Genomic DNA, 18,747 nt, shown 5'->3' on the forward strand with positions numbered 1-18,747 from the left:
TTTTTTCGACACCGAGGTCGAAAAACCGGTTTCAAAACTCCGCGTCGCCTCGTTCCTCTCCACCGCGCCAGCTGGCCCCTCGCTGTAAATGCAAATCGTTGCATTTCCTTCTCGGTCCTCTGCGAATCAGGGTTTTTAGCTGCGCTGGCTTACTTTTGAGTATACTCGTGATATAATGAATCAAATTAATTATTACATTTCCACATTGATTTATGGCAACCTTTTTTACATTGATTATTGCGAATTGTTTATTGATAATTGTTTGAAGTCTCCCGACTTTGAGGGGCATCATACCTCAATGTTTCCATAGTAATAAAACCACCATACCGCCAAATCCTGCTTCTAAGACATTTCTTTTTACGTGCCTATACATAAGGTTAGTTCCCTTTCATCAAATACACCTTCTTTGTACGCTCATTGCCAGCGCAGCGCAGCAATCTCATGAAGGTTCTCGCAACAGCAACAGCTTGCCTCGTCCTACGCCCTCCCAATGACTGGTTCTAGATCAATTTTTTCATAGACCCACTGTTGTATTTTCAAATTCCCTCATTCTCAAATTTTTAATTGACTTATTGTTATTTTAACTAATTGTTACATTTCCACATTGATTCATTGTTACATTTAACAATTGCTACATTATTACATCATTTCCTTCTTACTCATGCCGGTACAAGCGTGACGCTCGCACTAGCGGTCAAATTCTTTGTAATTCAACAAATTGTTACATTTCCAAATTGATTCATTATTGTATTAAACAATTGCTAACTCATTGTTCTATTAATTAATTGAATGCCGCGTTAGGGATCGCAGCGGCATCCCCGCAGCAGGGCAAGGGATACAGCGAAGAGCCCGACCGACGAAGGAGGGAACGCCCAAAATACTATGCTGGGGATGGATGTCTTTGTTGGCTAGTTTGCGACTGAGAATCTTAAAAGCTTAACATTTAAATCACGTTTTTTCTGCTTATTGATAGCATAGGTCAAAGTTTTCTTGGGCTATCTCCAAACTTCGCAGAATAAGCTAACTGCTTTTATAAAATGGCTGTTACTTCTAAAATATTTAATTAATTTTAAGGTATGTTAGCCAAAGAAGAAAAATTAAATACACTATCGCATGGCCTTGGTATATTACTAGGGCTCATTGGTTTTGTGGTGTTGTTTCTAAATAGGGGACAGCATTCTTCCTACGCAACTTTCTCTGTGGTGGTTTACAGTATATCCATTTTGTTGCTATTTACGGCTTCAACGGTTTATCATGGCGTTAAGGAAGGAGGTTTGAAAAATAAATTAAGAATTCTAGACCATATTTGCATTTATTATTTAATTGCGGGAACCTATACTCCAGTAACTTTAATGATGCTCGAAAAGGGCAATGGATGGCCTATGTTTTATGCCGTATGGGGTCTTGCTGCCTTAGGGACGGTGATGAAATTATTTTATACTGGGAAGTATGAATTTATTTCTACCTTGCTTTATCTGGTGATGGGATGGCTGATTGTTTTGGACCTTGATGGTCTAATGGCTCAAACGTCAACTTTAGGAATAAGTACGATGTTCTTAGGCGGGGGGTTATATACTGTGGGCATTTTGTTCTATGCCATAAAAAAAATCCCTTATAACCATTTTATTTGGCATCTATTTGTCTTAGCAGGTGCCATTAGCCATTGGTTGTTCATTTTCTTCGAAGTTGTTTAATCTTGAAGCATATCCTTGTATTCTTCAAAAAAGGCTTCTAAAAGGGACATGTTGTCTTTAAGAAATACCATGGTTTCTTGCCAGGTTTTCTTATTGTGAATAGATACATTTTCTTTACGAACAAAGATCCTAGAAATTTCCTTTCCGTTTTTCAACACAAGAATTTCTTCGAAAATAACCTCTGGAAGGTATTCTGTTCTTAAGATATTTTGAAGGGCACTAAACTTTTCCCATAAGGTTATTCTTTTTTCTAGATCTTGAGTTTCAATATCGATCGATACCATGGCGGTATGGACATCAAAATGAAACTTAAATGAACAATCCTTAATTTTTGTGTGGTATAGGATCCATTTTCTAGGGAAAGATTTTCCAAACGAAATCCAAAATTCCTGTCTTAATCTCTTTGATTCTTCTTTGCTAAACATTTATAAAGCGTATGCGATGATAATTCCTATAATAATAACTAATAGCTTACGAAGGTTAAACTTGTGCGCTTCTGAGCTTTCGAAAAGGATAACGGTGGAAATATGTAAAAACACCCCAATAACCAATGCGTTTAAATAAACGGCATAGGTTTCTATAACCTTAAAAGTGCTTGCAATGTAGGTACCTATAGGCGTCATTAGGGCAAAGAGGCTAATAAATAGAATGGCCGATGTCAGTTTTATTTTAGATCCTAAAAGAAATATACTCAGGATTATGGCAATGGGAATTTTATGGACAAGAATCCCATATAGCATGGTATGGTGGTGTTCTATCGGCAAGCCTTCTAATAATGAATGGATGCAAAGGCTGGCAAAGAGCGTCCAAGGGAAGGCAGCGTTTTCTGGATCTAAATGGACATGCCCATGTTCGGCACCTTTTGAGAAAAACTCTAAGAATATTTGAAGCAAAATCCCCAACATAATAAAAACACCCACAATTTTAGGGTTTTCATGGGTATATACTTCCGGAAAAAGTTCAAAAACCGTCAAGGCTAATAAAAAAGCACCACTAAAAGCAAGAAGCAATTTAAATACTTCTTTGTTCTGCGGTTTGGTAAAATAAACAAATATAAAGCTTAACAATACCCCAAGGATGGGTAATAAATAGACCATGTAAGATTAATTACGTTATGTACAAATTTGGCAAATTGCCTAATGGGGGCTAAAATTAATGTATTTTTGCGGTAATCTTAAAGGTAGATATGAACAATAATTTTAAAATGGTAGCCAAGACCATGTTTGGTTTTGAAGAAATTTTGGCAAAGGAGTTGCGTAATCTTGGGGCATCCAATGTAACTGAGGGGGTTAGGAGTGTTTTCTTTGAAGGAGATACCGGTTTTATGTATAAGGCCAACCTATGTTTGCGAACTGCCATAAAAATAGTAAAACCCATTCACTCTTTCCAAGTAAGGAACGAAAATGATTTGTATAAGAAGATCTATGCCATGGATTGGTTCGATTTTCTTTCTACATCAACGACTTTTGCTATAGATGCAACAGTGAATTCCGAGAACTTCACGCATTCACTTTATGTATCCCAAAAGGTGAAAGATGCCATCGTAGATAAATTTAGGGATGTTGACGGAACTAGGCCCGATGTTGATATAAAGTTCCCCGATGTACGTATCAATATCCATATTCAAAACGATCAATGTAATATTGCTTTGGACTCTTCTGGGCGCTCTTTGCACCAAAGGGGGTATAGGACAGCCACGAATATAGCGCCCATAAATGAGGTGTTGGCTTCGGGATTATTGCTTTTAAGTGGGTGGGATGGTCAATCGGACTTTTTAGATCCTATGTGCGGTAGTGGTACCTTTTTAACCGAAGCGGCCATGATTGCATGTAATATTCCTGCCAATATCAATAGAAAGGAATTTGCTTTTGAAAAATGGCACGATTTTGATGCAGATCTTTTTAATAAAATAGTAGAGAGCTGTTTAAATAAAACAAGAGAGTTTCATCATAAGATTATCGGGTACGATAAAGCCCCATCTGCAGTAAGAAAGGCTCAAGACAATATCGAAAATGCCAATTTATCGGAATATATCACCGTAGAAAGAAAAAACTTCTTCGATACGGAAAAGATGTCCGAAGGTCATTTGCATATGGTTTTTAATCCGCCTTATGGGGAACGGTTGAATATAGAAATGGAAGATTTTTATTCTGAAATAGGAGATACCCTAAAAAGAAATTATCCAGGTACGGATGCATGGTTTATCACTTCCAATTTAGATGCCTTGAAATTTGTAGGGTTACGCCCTTCTAGAAAAATAAAAGTTTTCAATAGTCACCTTGAATCTCGTTTGGTCAAGTACGTGATGTACGAGGGCAGTAAAAAGGCAAAATTTAATAAAGCAGAATAATTAAAAAATTAAAACCCAATAGGAATTTATGTTTATGACATACCTATTGGGTTTTTTAGTTTTATAGAATCAATTCAAAATTACTTGTGAAAATAAAACACAAAGCATTAGTATTTAATTTTTTAGGCTTCGCCATATTGTTTGTAACAGCCCGATTGCTGTTAGGATATTTTTTTCCGCTTCATCGTGTTTTCTTGGCTGTCATTGCCGCTGTTATCGCCAATATTTTAGCGCCTAAATTTGCTGTGGTGAAAATAGACCGCGTTGAAAAGCTAATGATGAAATCGATTTTCATGAAGGGCGTCCGTGAGCTATAGTTTAATTCTCCGGAACTTCTTTTTCTTTCTCTGTCACTTTAATTTTTTTAGCCTTTTTATAAAGGGGTAAAAAATAGGATATAGAATAATTAAAGCCAACCCCAAAATTACTGCCATCGGTGACCTTGTTAAAACCAGGTATCCATAAATTGGAAAAATTATCAGCTTCTTTGTTACTGACTAAAAATCCAATTCTAACGCTAGCTCCTAAATAGATATTGGCAAAAAGTTCTGCCTTTATACCAACGACTGCTTCCAGCCAACTAGCATTTAAATTGCTGAATTTTTGCGGAGTAGTGCTTCCAGGAGCAAAACCATTGGCTGGTATTTCAGTCGGATTGTTTTGATATTCGGGGGTAGTCCAATAACGGTCGGTATCAAAAATCTGATAATTGTTTAAGGTCTGGCTAAAACTGCTGAAGGCATAACGTCCACCAACATAAATAGCGTTGTGCATGCCGTACCAATTATCATAGGTATTGTAATCTACCCCTAGTTTAATATAGGACCCGGAGGTGGTAAAATTGTATAAATCTTCTTGCTTCGTATTGTCTTCATTTCCCAATTCTGTCGCAAGGAACAGCTTTGAGCTGATCCTGTAATCGCCGACAATTTCGAATCCCTGATAGTCGTCATTTAAAAAAGATTGTAAAGGTCTGCTTAAATCTATTCCTACCCTAATTCCATAGGGATCTGTACGGGCAATGGTGTCTTTAGGATTTAAATCAATCGACTTGCCTTGGGAAAAGGCAAATAAGAAGCAAAAACTAAAAAGTGTACTAATGGTATATTTTAACATGAGCCGAGATTGAGTTTTCTACCAACGGTGTTACTATTTCTACATTCTTGATCCAATTGTCGCTTTCTGGCTTTAATTCTTGGCTAAGATTATCGTAATTGGTGATAAATCCACATGCCCTAGAAATAAATTTATCATTTCTGTCGTAATTAAAATAAAGGGTATCCAAATCGCCGCCTTCTACTTGGATGGTATTACCATTGGCATCCTCGGCATCTACGGTCACAGAGTTTTTAATAAAATAAAAGCCCGTTGAATTTTCGGTTACTTTGAAGGGTATGGCGATAGAATCTATATCGCTTCTGTCGGAAACCCCTGGCACCGTAGTGTTTTGGCCAACGCCCACAATTCTAAATTTGGATACCTTCTTTAATTCTGTGGGGTTGTCCACATCATAAAACCTTACTACAACCAAAGGCGTATTCCCTTCTATACAGATGTCGTCCTTTTCGCAAGCCATAAAACCGAATACGGTGATTAAGGCTGTGAGTAGTAAGATTGAGATTTTTGTTTTATTCATTTTCCCTTTGGCCTATTTAGAGCGTTTTCTCAAAAGTACAACATTTTCTACATGATGGGTTTGAGGGAACATATCTACCGGCTGTACCTTAGCGATCTCATAATCGTCCTTCATCAGTTCTAAGTCTCTGGCCTGGGTAGCACTATTACAGCTAACATAAACAACCTTTTCTGGGGAAATGTTTAATATTTGCTGTACTACCTCCTTGTGCATACCGTCTCTTGGTGGATCGGTAATAATAAGGTCTGGTGTGCCATGGGTTTTAATAAAATCGGCGTTGAATACATTTTTCATATCGCCAACATAAAAATCTACATTGGAAATATTGTTCCTTTCTGCATTTGCCTTCGCATCGGCAATGGCTTCTGGAACGGTCTCTATACCTACTACTTTTTTTGCCTTTTTAGCAACGAACTGGGCAATGGTACCTGTACCGGTGTACAAGTCGTATACCAGCTCCTCTCCGGTAAGTCCGGCAAAATCTCTGGTTATTTTATACAATTCATATGCTTGATCAGAATTGGTTTGGTAGAAAGATTTAGCAGTGATTTTAAACTGTAGCCCCTCCATCTCCTCAAAAATATGATCTCTTCCAGCAAAACATACAATCTCCTGGTCGTAAATAGTATCGTTTTGTTTCTGGTTGATAACATATAGAAGCGCAGTAATCTCTGGGAAACTTGTCGCCAAATGGTTCATCAACAAATTGCGTTTTTCAAGATCGTCTTCAAAGAATTGAACCATCACCATGATTTCTCCTGTAGAGGAGGTACGAATCATAACGGTTCGTAACATACCCCATTGATTTCTTGGGTTAAAGAAGGTCAGTCCGTTCGAAAGAGCGAACTCTTTTATCTCCAAACGTATTGCATTGGAGGGGTCTTCTTGCAAATGACATTTTTTAATGTCAAGGATTTTATCCCACATTCCGGGAATATGAAAACCTAAGGCATTTTTATCGGTTATGTCTTTTTTAGAATTGATTTCTTCCATGGTTAGCCAACGGCTATCCGAGAAAGAAAATTCCATTTTATTTCTGTAAAAGTATTGTTTTTCAGAACCTAAAATAGGAGTGGTTTCGGGTAGTTCTAAGTGCCCGATCCTACGTAGGTTGTTTTCTACTTCTTTTTGTTTGTAAAAAAGTTGGTGCTCATAGCCCATATCTTGCCATTTACAACCACCGCAGACCCCAAAATGATCACATACCGGGGTGGTTCTTTTATCTGATAGGGTATGAAAATGAATTGCTTCACCTTCAAAATAAGCTTTTCTCTTTTTTGTGGTTTGTACATCAACAACATCGCCAGGGACGGTGTTTGTTAAAAAAATAACCCTTCCATCCGGGGCTTTGCCAATGGTTTTACCTTTGGCCCCAGCATCTACGACTTCGACGTTTTCGAAAATCTCTCTTTTATTCTTTCTTGCCATGGGGCAAAAATAGGCGAATTTTTTAGGATTTATAAAGCTTTTTAAAAGAGTCTTAGGCGTATTTGATAGAATAGTATTATCAAGGCCATGATAAAGCCGAAGTTATAGGGCTGTTAGGGTTGTTTAAATGTAAAAAAGCAGCTCATAATGAAGGGGAAATAATTTGTATTGATGTATTGAAATTTGTTGAATTGCCTTTAAAATATGGATGTGCTTATATATAAATGCTGATTTGTTAAAAATAACTAGGTTAAATTTAATTATTAATATTAAAACCGTATTATGAAAATTTAATTTTTAGTAATTTAGCGCCACTACGAAGGATGATTTCTCTCCCAAAGAAGGAATTGCTAAAGTTTTATTTAAAGATTAAAAAAACATGTCAATTTTAGAAAAATTAAGTTCTAAGGAAGCCATTGCCTTGGAGGAAAAATACGGAGCTCATAATTATCATCCGTTACCTGTGGTTTTAAGTAAAGGAGAAGGGGTGTATGTTTGGGATGTAGAAGGAAAACAATACTACGATTTTCTATCGGCTTATTCAGCCGTAAACCAAGGTCATTGTCATCCTAAAATTGTAGGAGCCATGATGAAACAGGCACAAACATTAACCTTGACCTCAAGGGCATTTCATAACGATATGTTAGGGAAGTTTGAAAAGTATGCCTCCGAAACCTTCGGATATGATAAGCTATTGCCTATGAATACAGGGGCAGAAGCCGTTGAGACAGCTTTGAAGATATGTAGAAAATGGGCCTATGAGAAAAAAGGAGTGCCAGAAAATGAAGCGCAAATTATAGTTTGTGAAAATAATTTTCATGGACGTACCACCACTATTATTTCTTTTTCCAATGATGAGGTAGCCCGTAAGAATTTTGGTCCCTATACCCAGGGGTTTATAAAAATAGAATATGATAACCTAAAGGCACTAGAGGAAACCTTGGAAAACAATTCGAAGAATATTGCCGGATTTCTGGTAGAACCCATACAGGGGGAAGCCGGAGTGTATGTTCCTTCTGAGGGGTATTTGGCAAAAGCGAAAGCGCTTTGTGAAAAACACAATGTACTTTTTATGGCCGATGAGGTACAGACTGGTATTGCCCGTACAGGAAAATTATTGGCAACTTGCGGTAATTGTAGTTGTGTAGACAGGCATTGTAGCGAAACTCCAGAAATTAAGCCCGATATTTTAATTTTAGGGAAGGCCCTTTCGGGTGGTGCTTACCCCATTTCAGGGGTATTGGCCAATGATGACGTCATGGATGTTATAGGTCCGGGGAACCATGGAAGTACTTTTGGCGGTAATCCTATCGCTGCTGCCGTTGGGATCGCTGCTCTAGAGGTTGTAAAGGAAGAAGGCTTGGCAGAAAACGCCTATCAGCTAGGAGAGCTTTTTAGAGCTGAACTCAATAAATTTATTCCTAATTGTTCCGTAGTGAACAGCGTAAGAGGAAAGGGCTTGTTAAATGCCATTCTAATTAATGATACCGAGGAAAGTTCTACCGCATGGGATATTTGCCTTGCATTAAGGGATAACGGGTTGTTGGCCAAACCTACCCATGGGAATATTATTAGATTTGCCCCGCCATTGGTTATGACCAAGGAACAATTGCTAGATTGTGTGGCTATAATTATTAAGACCTTACAGAAATTCGAAAAATAAAATTATTTAATAGTTGTTTTAGGCCCACTATGTAATTAGTGGGCTTTTTTTATTCTCTAGGGGCAATGGTAAATTGGATAAACAATTGTGATTTTAGGAATTGTGAAAAGACTTATAATAAAAAAATGAAGAGGGCTGATTCCTGGGGTGTAATCTATATGGTAATGAAATAATTGTGCTTCATTGAGGTAAAAAGCAGGTTGCGGCTATTAGTTCCAAGCATAGTTAAAAGTAATAGGAGATAAACGGCACACAGGCTGCTAAAACTGCTAATACAATAACAGGCAAGCTTAGGACGGTGGTATTTTTAAAATCGGGATGTATTCCTTAGGTAGAAAAAAAATAAAGGAGCACCAAAAATGAGTGCTCCTGCATGTAGTGATATTGGAGGTGTTTAACTGGGAAAAGACAGTCTTTTCTTTATTGCATGTTTTGAAAGTATTCTTCCATACGCTCTCTCATTAATTCTTCATTTTGTAAGGCGTCCCAACCAATGATTGAAATAATCCAAATGAAAAAGATAGCGACCAAAACATTTAAAACAATACCAATTATGGATAAAGTTTTACCTAGTTTTATGTTGTTTATTCCGGTAAATAGGTCTGGATCCTGGGCATAAATTTTAGTGGCCTTATTGGCTAAAATTAGGCCTATGACACCAAAGACAAGGCCTATAATACCGTAGCAGCAACAGCTTACAATTGAAAGAATTCCGAAGACTAAAATAAGCGTTGCATTGGGTAGTTTTTGTTGTTCCATACTTTTATTGTATAAATTTTCCATAGGTTAATGTATAATGTGAGTCATTTTTATGATATAGCTGATAAAGATAATCGCAGCATTGAGATAAAGGAGAAAAATCTTTATTTTCAGGCTGTTTTTGATAGAGATAAATAAATTGATTCCGACAAAACCCAAGAGAATCAAAATAGTGTAAATTGCCGGATACATATGGAAAGCGGCAAGGAAATCGCCTTCCAATAACAAGGAAACGGCGCGTTGTATGCCACAGCCAGGACACTCTATGCCTAAATATTTCTTGTTTATACAAGGAAGCATATAGCTGTCTAGGTTCATGAAAAGGTTAATTTTAATCATTTATGACGCTAATATAAATCTTTACCGAAAATTACTATTAATTTTGAAGCATGAAAATAAAACGAGTCGTAATTTTTGGGATAATTGTTTTGGGAGCTTTGATAATGGGATTTGGTGATAATTTTATGCAAGACGAATATGCCCAGTCTATTGGTATTGTTCTTATGATGTTCGGGTTATATAAAACAACACAGGTTTGGAGCAATGAAAATTACGGGCCAGAGGAGAAAGATAAAGAGGAGGAGTCATGAGTTTTAAAATCGGAGACAGCGTAGAAGCTTTAGATGATGTTATTTGTGGGAAGGTTGTAGGTGTAAACAATCAAGAGATCACCGTGGAGAGTACAGAAGGTTTTTTGTTAAAATACAAACCCTCGGAACTACTTAAAAGAGCCAAGGTAGATGAAATTGAAGTTTCTAATTTTGAGGTAGCCCAAATAAAGGCAACGAAAGAAATCCCAAAGAATAAGAACAGAAAATTGGTGAAAGCCAAGGAGCGGAATGCTCCTCAAATGGAGGTAGATCTTCATATTCAAAAGTTAACCCCTTCTTATAAAGGGATGAGTAATTTTGATATGCTAAATCTTCAGTTGGATACCGCTAAACGCCGGCTCGATTTTGCCCTACGCAAGCGCATACAGAAAATAGTTTTTATCCATGGCGTCGGTGAGGGAGTCCTTAAAGAAGAACTTTATTATTTATTTCGACGATACGAAGGGTTAAAGTACTACGATGCCGATTATCAAAAGTATGGTATGGGAGCTACCGAGGTGTATTTCTTTCAAAACGTCTAGGATCTGGTATTTTCTTATCCAGATCCTCTTGTAGTCGTTTCTTAACTTGTTACTTAGTGCTTACTGTACCGAAATTGTTGATTCTTAAATCGGTAATTCGTTGGTCATTGGAATTATTTAATAGGGTAATATCGCCCAACCTTATTAGATGTTCATAAGAGGTCGTTTCCCCTTCCGTTTTTTGAGTAGTGGTAATATAAACAGTTCCTTTTTGCGCTACTATTTCTTCAACGACAGTTGGTGCGATCGGAGGAATGGCATCACAGAAGTAATTTTTAGTAAGCTTGTCTGAAAAAATACGATATGTGACCTTGGTGTCCCCGGAAATGGGATAGGCTATTTCGCCTTGAGAGGCTTCGTTTTTTAACATCCCTTCTTTTAAGGTTAATAGCAAGGCTTCCTCCCCATTTATTTTAAAAAGTAAGCTTGTACTCGTTGTAGCTTGGCTTCCGCAAAACTGAATATTGCTGTCGTCAAAATTTATGGTTTCAATCTGTAAATCTCCATCATCACAAGAATAGAGCATCGCCGATATAAACAAGATTAATATTTTTTTCATGCTTCAAATTTAAATGAAATATAGGGTATAATCCTAGAGCTTTAAACTGAATTTACGGGAAATTAACTTTATTTAAATTATTTTTGCACAACTTATCTAAAGGGACGATAATTTAATAGTTAGGAAAGATTTCATGAGAAAGATTTATTTGGATAATGCGGCAACGACGCAAGTAAGGGAAGAGGTAATCGTTAAAATGCAAGAAGCCTTAGGGAGTTGTTACGGTAACCCTTCATCCGTACATAGTTTTGGAAGAACAGCGAAAACTACTATTGAAAAAGCCCGAAAAACTATTGCTAAATATTTAAACGCCCATCCTTCCGAGATTATATTTACATCGGGGGGGACGGAAGCAGATAATATGGTCCTTCGGTGTTCTGTTCGCGATTTGGGAATAAAGACTATCATAACTTCTAAAATAGAGCATCATGCCGTATTGCATACTGCCGAAGAATTGGCCAAGGAGTATGGCATAGCACTACAATTTGTAAAACTTGATATTTATGGGACTCCAGATCTTAAGCATTTGGAAGAATTGTTACAAGAAGATTCCGGAAAAAAACTGGTAAGCCTCATGCATGTTAACAATGAAATAGGAAACTTGGTAGATGTGAACGCTATTGGAAAGTTATGTTTGCAGTACAAGGCTTTGTTTCATTCCGATACCGTACAGTCCATAGGGCACTTTTCATGGGATGTCCAAGAAACACCAATTGATTTTTTGACCGCTGCAGCTCATAAGTTTCACGGCCCAAAGGGAATTGGATTCGCTTATATAAAAAGAAATATCGGGCTTAAATCATTAATTCATGGAGGGGCACAAGAACGTGGTTTTAGAGCGGGAACTGAGCCAATACACAATATAGTAGGGTTAGAAGAAGCTTTTAAAGCGGCCTATGATAATCTAGACGAAGAAAAGGCCTATGTCACCGAATTGAAAAGGTATTTCATTGAGAAAATCAGCGCGGCCATTCCTGGTATTTCATTTAATGGGCAATCGGGAGATCTTGAAAAAAGTACCTATACACTAGTGAGTGCGTGTTTGCCATTTGATCCGGAAAAGACTACGATGCTGTTGTTTCACCTAGATATGAAAGGGATTGCCTGTTCTAGAGGTAGTGCTTGCCAATCTGGGAGCGATGTCGGGTCTCATGTGCTTTCCGAAATTCTGTCCGGAGAAGCCCTGAAACAACCTTCCTTAAGGTTCTCTTTCTCTAAATATAACACCAAAGAAGAGTTGGATTATGTAGTTGGGGTGCTAGGGGAATATTCCAAAGGATAATGTCTAGAAAAAAAAAGACTACCTTGGAATAAGGAAGTCTTTCTTTATGGTATTTGGGGAGTCATAAAATTAAGAAGTACTTCTATAGTTTATGGTTCCCTTGTTTAATAACAAACAACGACTTGTTAATTAATCCTTGTTTTTAGCTCTTGGCCGTTCTTTGTCGTAAGGAAACTTTCTAGAGGCCTGTTTCATCATTAAATCAATTAAATCTATAGTGTTGGTTCCAGATTTTCTATTGATTTGTTTTTCGTATTTCCAAAGTAATTTACCGCTATTACCATCACTGACCTTTATTCCTATTCTACCGTAATTGGAGTCGCCAATAATGTAGTCTAACAGACTAAAATCGTTAGGTACGCCATCGGAAAGAAGAATGTTAAGATCCATGGAGCCACTTATTATGCCATCTACCCCCAAAAGAAGAGAAAGTTCTTTAACTGTATATACATCTATATTTTCATAGGAAATATTATTTTGAGCCAAAATAGCATTGGTGTTTTTGATATTTTGAAATTCTACGGAAAATTTTCTTTTTTTCTTTATTCTAGAAAAATAAGTTTCCAGTGCATTTTGAACCGCATAACCTTCTTTCATTTCCAAGGCTAGTTTTTCGGAATCGGAAAGACTTTCCTTTAAGTCTAAGTGAGTTAAAAAAGGAATAATGGCCAAAGTTTTGTGGTCTTTGGTGAGGAAGTCAAATTTGTCGCTCTCATAAATATTCTTTTGAGCGGTAAGACTTAGAGAGATAAAGCTTAATAAGATTGTTAATGTTGTTTTCAAGAGTTTGTTTTTAGTGTTTGTCGATCGTCCAGGATGTATGCCCGTGCTTATTTAAAATATCGATGACCTAGTTATTTGTTTGTACATTTTATAAGATCGAATTCATTATGGTTGAGGTGTTTTGCCGATATTGACTTGGGTCTCTTAACCAAATCATATGCCTAAAAAGGGCTACCTTCAGACTATTGTAAATTCATTCTTTTGTATCTGCAAAAATATAGGAAATAACCAAACCTTCAACCTGGATAGTTGTTTATTCCATATAAAGAAAAAGGGCTGTGATATTGTTTTTAAAAGAGCTTTGTTTTCAAGGTGTATATAGCTATTTTCTAAAAAAGGTAGCGTTAAAAGAGCTTTTGTTTCTAACATTATCGATTACTTCAATGTTTAATTCACATTCTTTTTTGTCTAGGATCATATCGTCAAAGTTGTAGGTGATCGTATTGGTTTTTGGTTCGTATTCCATTAAAATCCATTCCCCGTTCAAGGTAGCAGAATAGCTGTCGATACCGCTTAAATCGTCGGCGATAGTTAAGCTTAAATAATTATAATTAGAAAGCCATTGTTTATTTTTAAAGTTTTTAGGCCTAATAGTAGGGGCTATGCTGTCTTTAACCAAAGTATAGGTTCCCAAGTTTCTGGTTCTAGTCGTAAATGTAGTGCCTCGTTTGTAGGTGGACGAATAAGAGGGGGTGAAATTTTCGTCCAATCGGCCAATGAACAATTGTTTTCTATCTTCTTGGGAGTATTGGGATACATCAAAAGTAATGGTAAAGTTTTGGTGGGCAGCAACCTTGTTGTCATGTATGGTGACAGTATCCTTTCCCTTTTTTAAATCGATATAAAAATCCTCGTAAAAAGTATTGGCAGGGAAATATACTTTTGCCCCTCCCAAATCAAAATTATTCGGTTTTTTTGCAATGATATAATCTGCTGTTTGGTCTTGTGGTTTGAAGTTTACTACGGCTTCATTTTTCCCTTCAACGGGGATAATCAGTTTTGTGAGGTTCCCCGCTAAATCGTTAATGTGAATTTCGACATTGTAAGATAGGCCGTCCCTTACTTCCACTTTTCCATCGTTATAAAGGGTTTTGTAAATACTTAATTGGTTTGCTGGCTCCCTAAAACACTTTTGTATTCGTTCCCTATATGTGCTAAAGTGAGCATAATCTATGAGAGTGTTGATATAGCGGCTTTCTGAAAAAGAAAAGGTCTCAAAATTATAATCGGTGTATAATTTTCCATTCACAATTTGTTTTACAGAATATACCCCGTTTTGGTTTATGGCCTTATCCTGACGGTCATAGGTGTTTACGCCAAAGCCTATTTCTCCTAAAGCAGTAAGTTTATCTGCTAAGAAAGAACCGTCGGGTTGTTTTGTGAACTTTATGGCAATCTTTTCATTGCTCTGGTTTACCCGGGCTTGTTTAGACAAGGGATATGCGTATGCCTTTAATAGAGTAGGGTTTCTGGCGTCTGCTACGCTAAAACCGTATAGCATTGGATTAATGGGCATTTCTGTAGCGGTACTCCTGATTTCGAAATGAAGATGAGGACCGGAAGAACCGCCGGTATTTCCACTATAAGCGATGAGTTCGCCCCTTCTTAATATAATTTCGGAAGGATCTGGGAAAACTTCTACTTCATAAGATTTTTTTTGGTATTGAATCTTCTTAATATATGCCTCGATTTCCGGAGAAAACTTTTGTAGATGTGCATAAACGCTGGTGTAGCCATTCGGATGGGTTATGTATAAGGCCTTGCCATATCCCCATGGTGATATTTTTATCCTGCTCACCGAGCCATCGGCAATTGAATAGACTGCTAAACCTTGCCGTTGTTGAGTTTTTATATCAATCCCGGCATGAAAATGATTGGAACGTAATTCGCCAAAGGTACCCGCCAAAATTATAGGGATATCTAAGGGCGATCCAAACCGGTCTTCGGGCAAACTTCCTTGACCGTTATGGGGGATCGTGAAAAAAAATAGGATTATAATTAGCGTTTCTTTCATAATTTTTTGTAAGTTCATACGAAAGTAATTAATACCTTTTAATAGAAAAAAAACTCTGTGCCTTAAATTGTTAAAAGAAAATAAAACAAGTTAAAGAATAGCGTTTGCTCTTTTACTTAAAGAATAATTGAAAAAAGTATTGCTAAGTATTGGAAGGTATGTTAACTTTGTTTAAAATGCATTGATATTTGCAGATGAGTGAATTGGTTGATATTGTTGATTCTTTAGAAAACAAAATTAGCAAGTTGCTGCATAAACTAGAGGTTTTGCAACACTTGAATTTAAAATTGGAAGAAGAATTACTTTCGGTAAAGAGTGACCACGAAGCAACAAAGGAAACTGTGATTGAGTGGCAGGAGAGATATGATTCGCTTAAATTTGCAAGTACGATGTTGGGCAGTGAAGTGAATAAGACTGAAGCAAAGCTTAAAATAAACACATTAATACGGGAGTTGGACCAATGTATAGTGCAACTATCCGAGTGATGTAAAACAATTATATGGCAGAAAAGCTCAAAATTAAGCTTTCTATAGCAGACAGGGTGTATCCTTTGACAATAGACCCTACGCAAGAGGAAGGATTGCGCAAAGCAGCTAAGAATATAGAGCAGCTAGCAAAGAAATTTGAGCAAAATTATGCCGTTAGGGACAAACAAGACGTACTAGCTATGTGTGCACTTCAGTTTGCTTCCAAAATTGAGCAAAAAGGAATAGATCAGAATGAAGGGGTTAACGAAGCTGTAGAGCGACTACAAACCTTGGATGAATTGGTAAGTTCCAAGCTTGGGATAAAATAACGTTCTTTAAAATAAATATAGTTACTGCCCACATTGGTAATTAATTTTTGACAAACTCAACACTAATTTGTTTGAAAAGGGTGAGTTTAGATTGTAAAAGCATGCCTTGCTAGTTTCTAGTTTAAGGATCCTTGATCAGTCTGGTAGCCCTAAACCTGTTTATCGGGGTTTGTACAAATCTTCCATCAATGTGGGCTTTTTTTTTAATAATTTTCAATATATATATGGAGAGTACATCAATTATAATAGGTTTGGTTGGGTTGGCAATTGGATTTGCCATTGCTAAGTTTTTAGAAAAAGGCAAAGCCTCTAAAATTATCGCCAATGCTAAAAATGAAGCGGCAATTATTGTTAAAGAAGCTACCGTTGAGGGAGAAAATACCAAAAAGGATAAAATTTTTCAAGCTAAGGAAAAGTTTTTAGAGCTCAAGGCCGAACATGAAAAGGTAATCGTAAATAAGGACAAGAAGATAGCAGAAGCGGAAAAACGTACTAGAGATAAAGAATCGCAAGTTAGTAGTGAGCTTGCAAAAGGAAGAAAACTTAGTGAGGAATTAGATGCTAAGCTGAGTGATGTTAATTTTAGGAGTGACCTTCTCGATAAAAAACAAGCCGAAGTAGAACGCTTGCACAAGAGTCAAGTGCAACAATTAGAAGTAATATCTGGGCTATCTGCAGATGAGGCCAAATCCCAACTGTTAGAGTCTTTAAGAGATAACGCAAAGTCTGACGCTATGGCTTTTATTCAATCGACCATAGAGGAAGCTAAATTGACAGCGCAGCAAGAGGCTAAAAAAATAGTGATCAATACGATACAACGTATCGGTACCGAAGAAGCGGTAGAAAACTGTGTGTCTGTCTTTAACCTGGAATCGGACGATGTAAAAGGTAGGATTATTGGAAGGGAAGGTAGAAATATTAGGGCCCTAGAAGCTGCTACTGGAGTAGAAATTATTGTTGACGATACACCAGAAGCTATTATTCTATCTTGTTTTGATTCGGTTAGAAGAGAAGTTGCTCGTTTGTCATTGCATAAATTGGTCACTGATGGAAGAATTCACCCTGCCCGTATCGAAGAAATTGTAAAAAAGACCGAGAAACAAATAGAGGAGGAGATCGTAGAGATAGGTAAACGTACCGTTATAGATCTTGGTATTCATGGCTTACATCCAGAACTAATCAAGGCGGTAGGTAGAATGAAATACCGTTCTTCTTATGGACAGAACTTGTTACAGCACTCTAGGGAAGTAGCTAAGCTTTGTGGGGTTATGGCGGCCGAATTAGGTGTTAATGCAAAACTGGCGAAACGTGCCGGACTTTTACATGATATTGGTAAAGTGCCAAATACAGAGGCTGAAGTAGAAACACCGCATGCTATCTTAGGGATGCAATGGGCTGAAAAATTCGGTGAAAAACCAGACGTATGCAATGCCATAGGAGCTCACCATGATGAAATAGAAATGAAAACTCTTATTGCACCAATCGTGCAAGTATGTGATGCTATTAGCGGTGCAAGACCTGGGGCAAGGAGACAGGTGTTGGATTCGTATATCCAAAGATTAAAAGATCTAGAAGAGATAGCTTTCGGTTTCGGAGGAGTGCAGAAGGCGTATGCCATCCAAGCTGGTAGAGAGTTAAGAGTAATAGTAGAAAGTGAGAAAGTTAGCGATGATAAGGCTGCTGAATTATCTTTTGAAATTTCTCAGAAAATACAGACAGATATGACTTATCCAGGGCAAGTAAAGGTTACTGTAATAAGAGAAACTAGAGCTGTAAACGTAGCTAAATAATTTAACAATATTTCTATAAAGGGAGCAAAGCCAGCTGATTCAGCTGGCTTTGCTTATTTGGGGCTACTGTATAAATAGGTTGGCGCAATTTTATTTGTAGATATATTTGTTTTTTTAACGGTCATACTTCGGCTGCGCTCAGTACAAGCATGTAATTGGCATATCTTTACCAGTTTTCGTTCATGCTTATTTCAACTTATTTAGAAAGTTGTCAGAAAACACTAGTAATAAGGATATATGTTTTTGGGAACCGTCCTTGGTTTCCAGTGCTTTTTCAAAATCTTTGCTAGCAATTGCTAGCATGATATGAGTGGATCTGGTAAAATAGACTTCGGTGTAATTGCTATAAGGGGTGGTCTAAGCTTATCTGTGTTGCTGGCAGGGGGGGGGCAGGTTGGTGTTCCCAGCAATTGTTTTCCGCAGATATGGAGGTGTATATTGAAAAACTAGTTGCGTTTATCAAAAAAAAAACAGCCTGCTAAGAAAAACAGGCTGTTGGTAATAGGTTTTAAATGTAATAGCTACGATTTCGTCTGACAGTTAAGAGTTTTTTTAGGCATTTTGACTCTTGGAATAATTTTGGTTTAGGGGCTCGTTTGGAGCCCCCTGACCATTCCAGTCGTCGGACAGGTTATTCCTGACAGGTTGGTCTCCACCAGAGCCTGTTTCCGCTTTACCTGCCTCTAATAAAGGTACAATTTTATCGGATTGTAAATCCAACATTTTTTCATCAGCCAAATATTTGCTGTCCAGTAGGGTCTGCATCGGTGTTTTTCCAAAACAGTGCTTTCCTGTGTGGGTTCTTTCATTATTGTAATACTGCAACCAGCCATCCAGATCTACCTGTATTTCTTCAATGGA

The 18,747-nt window shown here is 37.3% G+C and carries 20 protein-coding genes, 1 other RNA gene and 1 pseudogene; 11 read left to right on the forward strand and 11 right to left on the reverse strand.

Translation table 11 applies throughout. The features are described from left to right. Nucleotides 1-1,076: 1,076 nt before the first annotated feature. Entirely contained in the window at nucleotides 1,077-1,694 is a 618-nt protein-coding gene (gene trhA / locus BUA16_RS17090) for a PAQR family membrane homeostasis protein TrhA (RefSeq protein WP_072765941.1), read from the forward strand. On the opposite strand, the gene BUA16_RS17095 is transcribed toward trhA, so the two are convergent. Next, nucleotides 1,691-2,119 (reverse strand): DUF4268 domain-containing protein, encoded by a 429-nt coding sequence (locus BUA16_RS17095; RefSeq protein WP_072765942.1) that lies wholly within the window; start codon nucleotides 2,117-2,119, stop codon nucleotides 1,691-1,693. The genes trhA and BUA16_RS17095 overlap by 4 nt on opposite strands. Beyond that, a complete protein-coding gene (locus tag BUA16_RS17100; protein ID WP_072765943.1) occupies nucleotides 2,120-2,791 on the reverse strand; it encodes a ZIP family metal transporter in 672 nt (223 codons plus the stop codon). It lies immediately after the preceding gene. 89 nt (nucleotides 2,792-2,880) lie between these two features. Between BUA16_RS17100 and BUA16_RS17105 the strand changes: the two genes are divergently transcribed. Then, nucleotides 2,881-4,044, forward strand: a complete 1,164-nt coding sequence (locus tag BUA16_RS17105; protein ID WP_072765944.1) for a THUMP domain-containing class I SAM-dependent RNA methyltransferase — start codon at nucleotides 2,881-2,883, stop codon at nucleotides 4,042-4,044. 86 nt (nucleotides 4,045-4,130) lie between these two features. Further along, complete coding sequence (locus BUA16_RS17110) at nucleotides 4,131-4,361, forward strand: hypothetical protein (RefSeq protein ID WP_072765945.1); 231 nt, start codon at nucleotides 4,131-4,133, stop codon at nucleotides 4,359-4,361. Between the two features lies 1 nt (nucleotide 4,362). On the opposite strand, the gene BUA16_RS17115 is transcribed toward BUA16_RS17110, so the two are convergent. From BUA16_RS17115 to rlmD, 3 genes are read right to left on the reverse strand one after another with little or no spacing between them, the layout of a single operon-like run. Then, nucleotides 4,363-5,160 carry a DUF6048 family protein gene (locus BUA16_RS17115; protein WP_072765946.1) on the reverse strand — a complete coding sequence of 266 codons (798 nt, stop codon included), beginning with the start codon at nucleotides 5,158-5,160 and terminating at the stop codon, nucleotides 4,363-4,365. After that, nucleotides 5,141-5,680, reverse strand: coding sequence for a DUF6452 family protein (locus BUA16_RS17120; protein ID WP_072765947.1), 540 nt, complete (start codon nucleotides 5,678-5,680; stop codon nucleotides 5,141-5,143). The genes BUA16_RS17115 and BUA16_RS17120 overlap by 20 nt, the downstream gene beginning before the upstream one ends. A 12-nt stretch (nucleotides 5,681-5,692) precedes the next feature. Next, on the reverse strand, nucleotides 5,693-7,108 hold the full coding sequence (gene rlmD, locus BUA16_RS17125) for a 23S rRNA (uracil(1939)-C(5))-methyltransferase RlmD (protein ID WP_072765948.1): 1,416 nt from the start codon (nucleotides 7,106-7,108) through the stop codon (nucleotides 5,693-5,695). A 379-nt stretch (nucleotides 7,109-7,487) separates the two neighbouring features. Here rlmD and rocD point away from each other — a divergent pair, with 379 nt between their 5' ends. Then, entirely contained in the window at nucleotides 7,488-8,771 is a 1,284-nt protein-coding gene (gene rocD / locus BUA16_RS17130; RefSeq protein WP_072765949.1) for an ornithine--oxo-acid transaminase, read from the forward strand. Nucleotides 8,772-9,191: 420 nt separating this feature from the next. Here rocD and BUA16_RS17135 read toward each other — a convergent pair whose 3' ends face one another. After that, nucleotides 9,192-9,554 (reverse strand): CCC motif membrane protein, encoded by a 363-nt coding sequence (locus BUA16_RS17135; protein WP_245795598.1) that lies wholly within the window; start codon nucleotides 9,552-9,554, stop codon nucleotides 9,192-9,194. 3 nt (nucleotides 9,555-9,557) lie between these two features. Next, on the reverse strand, nucleotides 9,558-9,848 hold the full coding sequence (locus BUA16_RS17140; protein ID WP_245795599.1) for a DUF2752 domain-containing protein: 291 nt from the start codon (nucleotides 9,846-9,848) through the stop codon (nucleotides 9,558-9,560). Nucleotides 9,849-9,919: 71 nt separating this feature from the next. Between BUA16_RS17140 and BUA16_RS17145 the strand changes: the two genes are divergently transcribed. Then, entirely contained in the window at nucleotides 9,920-10,120 is a 201-nt protein-coding gene (locus BUA16_RS17145; RefSeq protein WP_072765951.1) for a hypothetical protein, read from the forward strand. Continuing rightward, complete coding sequence (locus BUA16_RS17150; protein WP_072765952.1) at nucleotides 10,117-10,662, forward strand: Smr/MutS family protein; 546 nt, start codon at nucleotides 10,117-10,119, stop codon at nucleotides 10,660-10,662. Before BUA16_RS17145 ends, BUA16_RS17150 begins: the two co-directional genes overlap by 4 nt. 49 nt (nucleotides 10,663-10,711) lie before the next feature. Here BUA16_RS17150 and BUA16_RS17155 read toward each other — a convergent pair whose 3' ends face one another. Next, a complete protein-coding gene (locus BUA16_RS17155) occupies nucleotides 10,712-11,221 on the reverse strand; it encodes a hypothetical protein (protein ID WP_072765953.1) in 510 nt (169 codons plus the stop codon). 133 nt (nucleotides 11,222-11,354) lie between these two features. Between BUA16_RS17155 and BUA16_RS17160 the strand changes: the two genes are divergently transcribed. Further along, on the forward strand, nucleotides 11,355-12,503 hold the full coding sequence (locus tag BUA16_RS17160) for a cysteine desulfurase family protein (RefSeq protein WP_072765954.1): 1,149 nt from the start codon (nucleotides 11,355-11,357) through the stop codon (nucleotides 12,501-12,503). A 129-nt stretch (nucleotides 12,504-12,632) separates the two neighbouring features. Here BUA16_RS17160 and BUA16_RS17165 read toward each other — a convergent pair whose 3' ends face one another. Together BUA16_RS17165 and BUA16_RS17170 are read right to left on the reverse strand one after the other, a co-directional pair. Beyond that, complete coding sequence (locus BUA16_RS17165) at nucleotides 12,633-13,286, reverse strand: hypothetical protein (protein WP_072765955.1); 654 nt, start codon at nucleotides 13,284-13,286, stop codon at nucleotides 12,633-12,635. A 322-nt stretch (nucleotides 13,287-13,608) separates the two neighbouring features. Further along, nucleotides 13,609-15,300: a M23 family metallopeptidase gene (locus BUA16_RS17170; protein WP_072765959.1), complete on the reverse strand. Its 1,692-nt coding sequence runs from the start codon at nucleotides 15,298-15,300 to the stop codon at nucleotides 13,609-13,611. 194 nt (nucleotides 15,301-15,494) lie between these two features. Here BUA16_RS17170 and BUA16_RS17175 point away from each other — a divergent pair, with 194 nt between their 5' ends. The 4 genes from BUA16_RS17175 (at nucleotide 15,495) to rny (ending at nucleotide 17,886) form a co-directional block, all read left to right on the forward strand. Beyond that, nucleotides 15,495-15,785, forward strand: a complete 291-nt coding sequence (locus BUA16_RS17175) for a hypothetical protein (protein WP_072765956.1) — start codon at nucleotides 15,495-15,497, stop codon at nucleotides 15,783-15,785. Between the two features lie 14 nt (nucleotides 15,786-15,799). Beyond that, the gene (locus BUA16_RS17180) at nucleotides 15,800-16,096 is read left to right on the forward strand and encodes a cell division protein ZapA (RefSeq protein ID WP_072765957.1); all 297 of its coding nucleotides are present in this window, start codon (nucleotides 15,800-15,802) and stop codon (nucleotides 16,094-16,096) included. A 54-nt stretch (nucleotides 16,097-16,150) separates the two neighbouring features. Then, nucleotides 16,151-16,267, forward strand: a non-coding RNA gene (gene ssrS / locus BUA16_RS17185) — 6S RNA. 53 nt (nucleotides 16,268-16,320) lie between these two features. Next, nucleotides 16,321-17,886 (forward strand): ribonuclease Y, encoded by a 1,566-nt coding sequence (gene rny, locus BUA16_RS17190; protein WP_072765960.1) that lies wholly within the window; start codon nucleotides 16,321-16,323, stop codon nucleotides 17,884-17,886. Between the two features lie 711 nt (nucleotides 17,887-18,597). On the opposite strand, the pseudogene BUA16_RS19035 reads toward rny, so the two are convergent. Then, nucleotides 18,598-18,747 (reverse strand): annotated as a pseudogene (locus tag BUA16_RS19035) (IS481 family transposase); the annotation flags it as partial.

Source organism: Arenibacter nanhaiticus, assembly GCF_900141935.1.
Taxonomy (GTDB): domain Bacteria; phylum Bacteroidota; class Bacteroidia; order Flavobacteriales; family Flavobacteriaceae; genus Arenibacter; species Arenibacter nanhaiticus.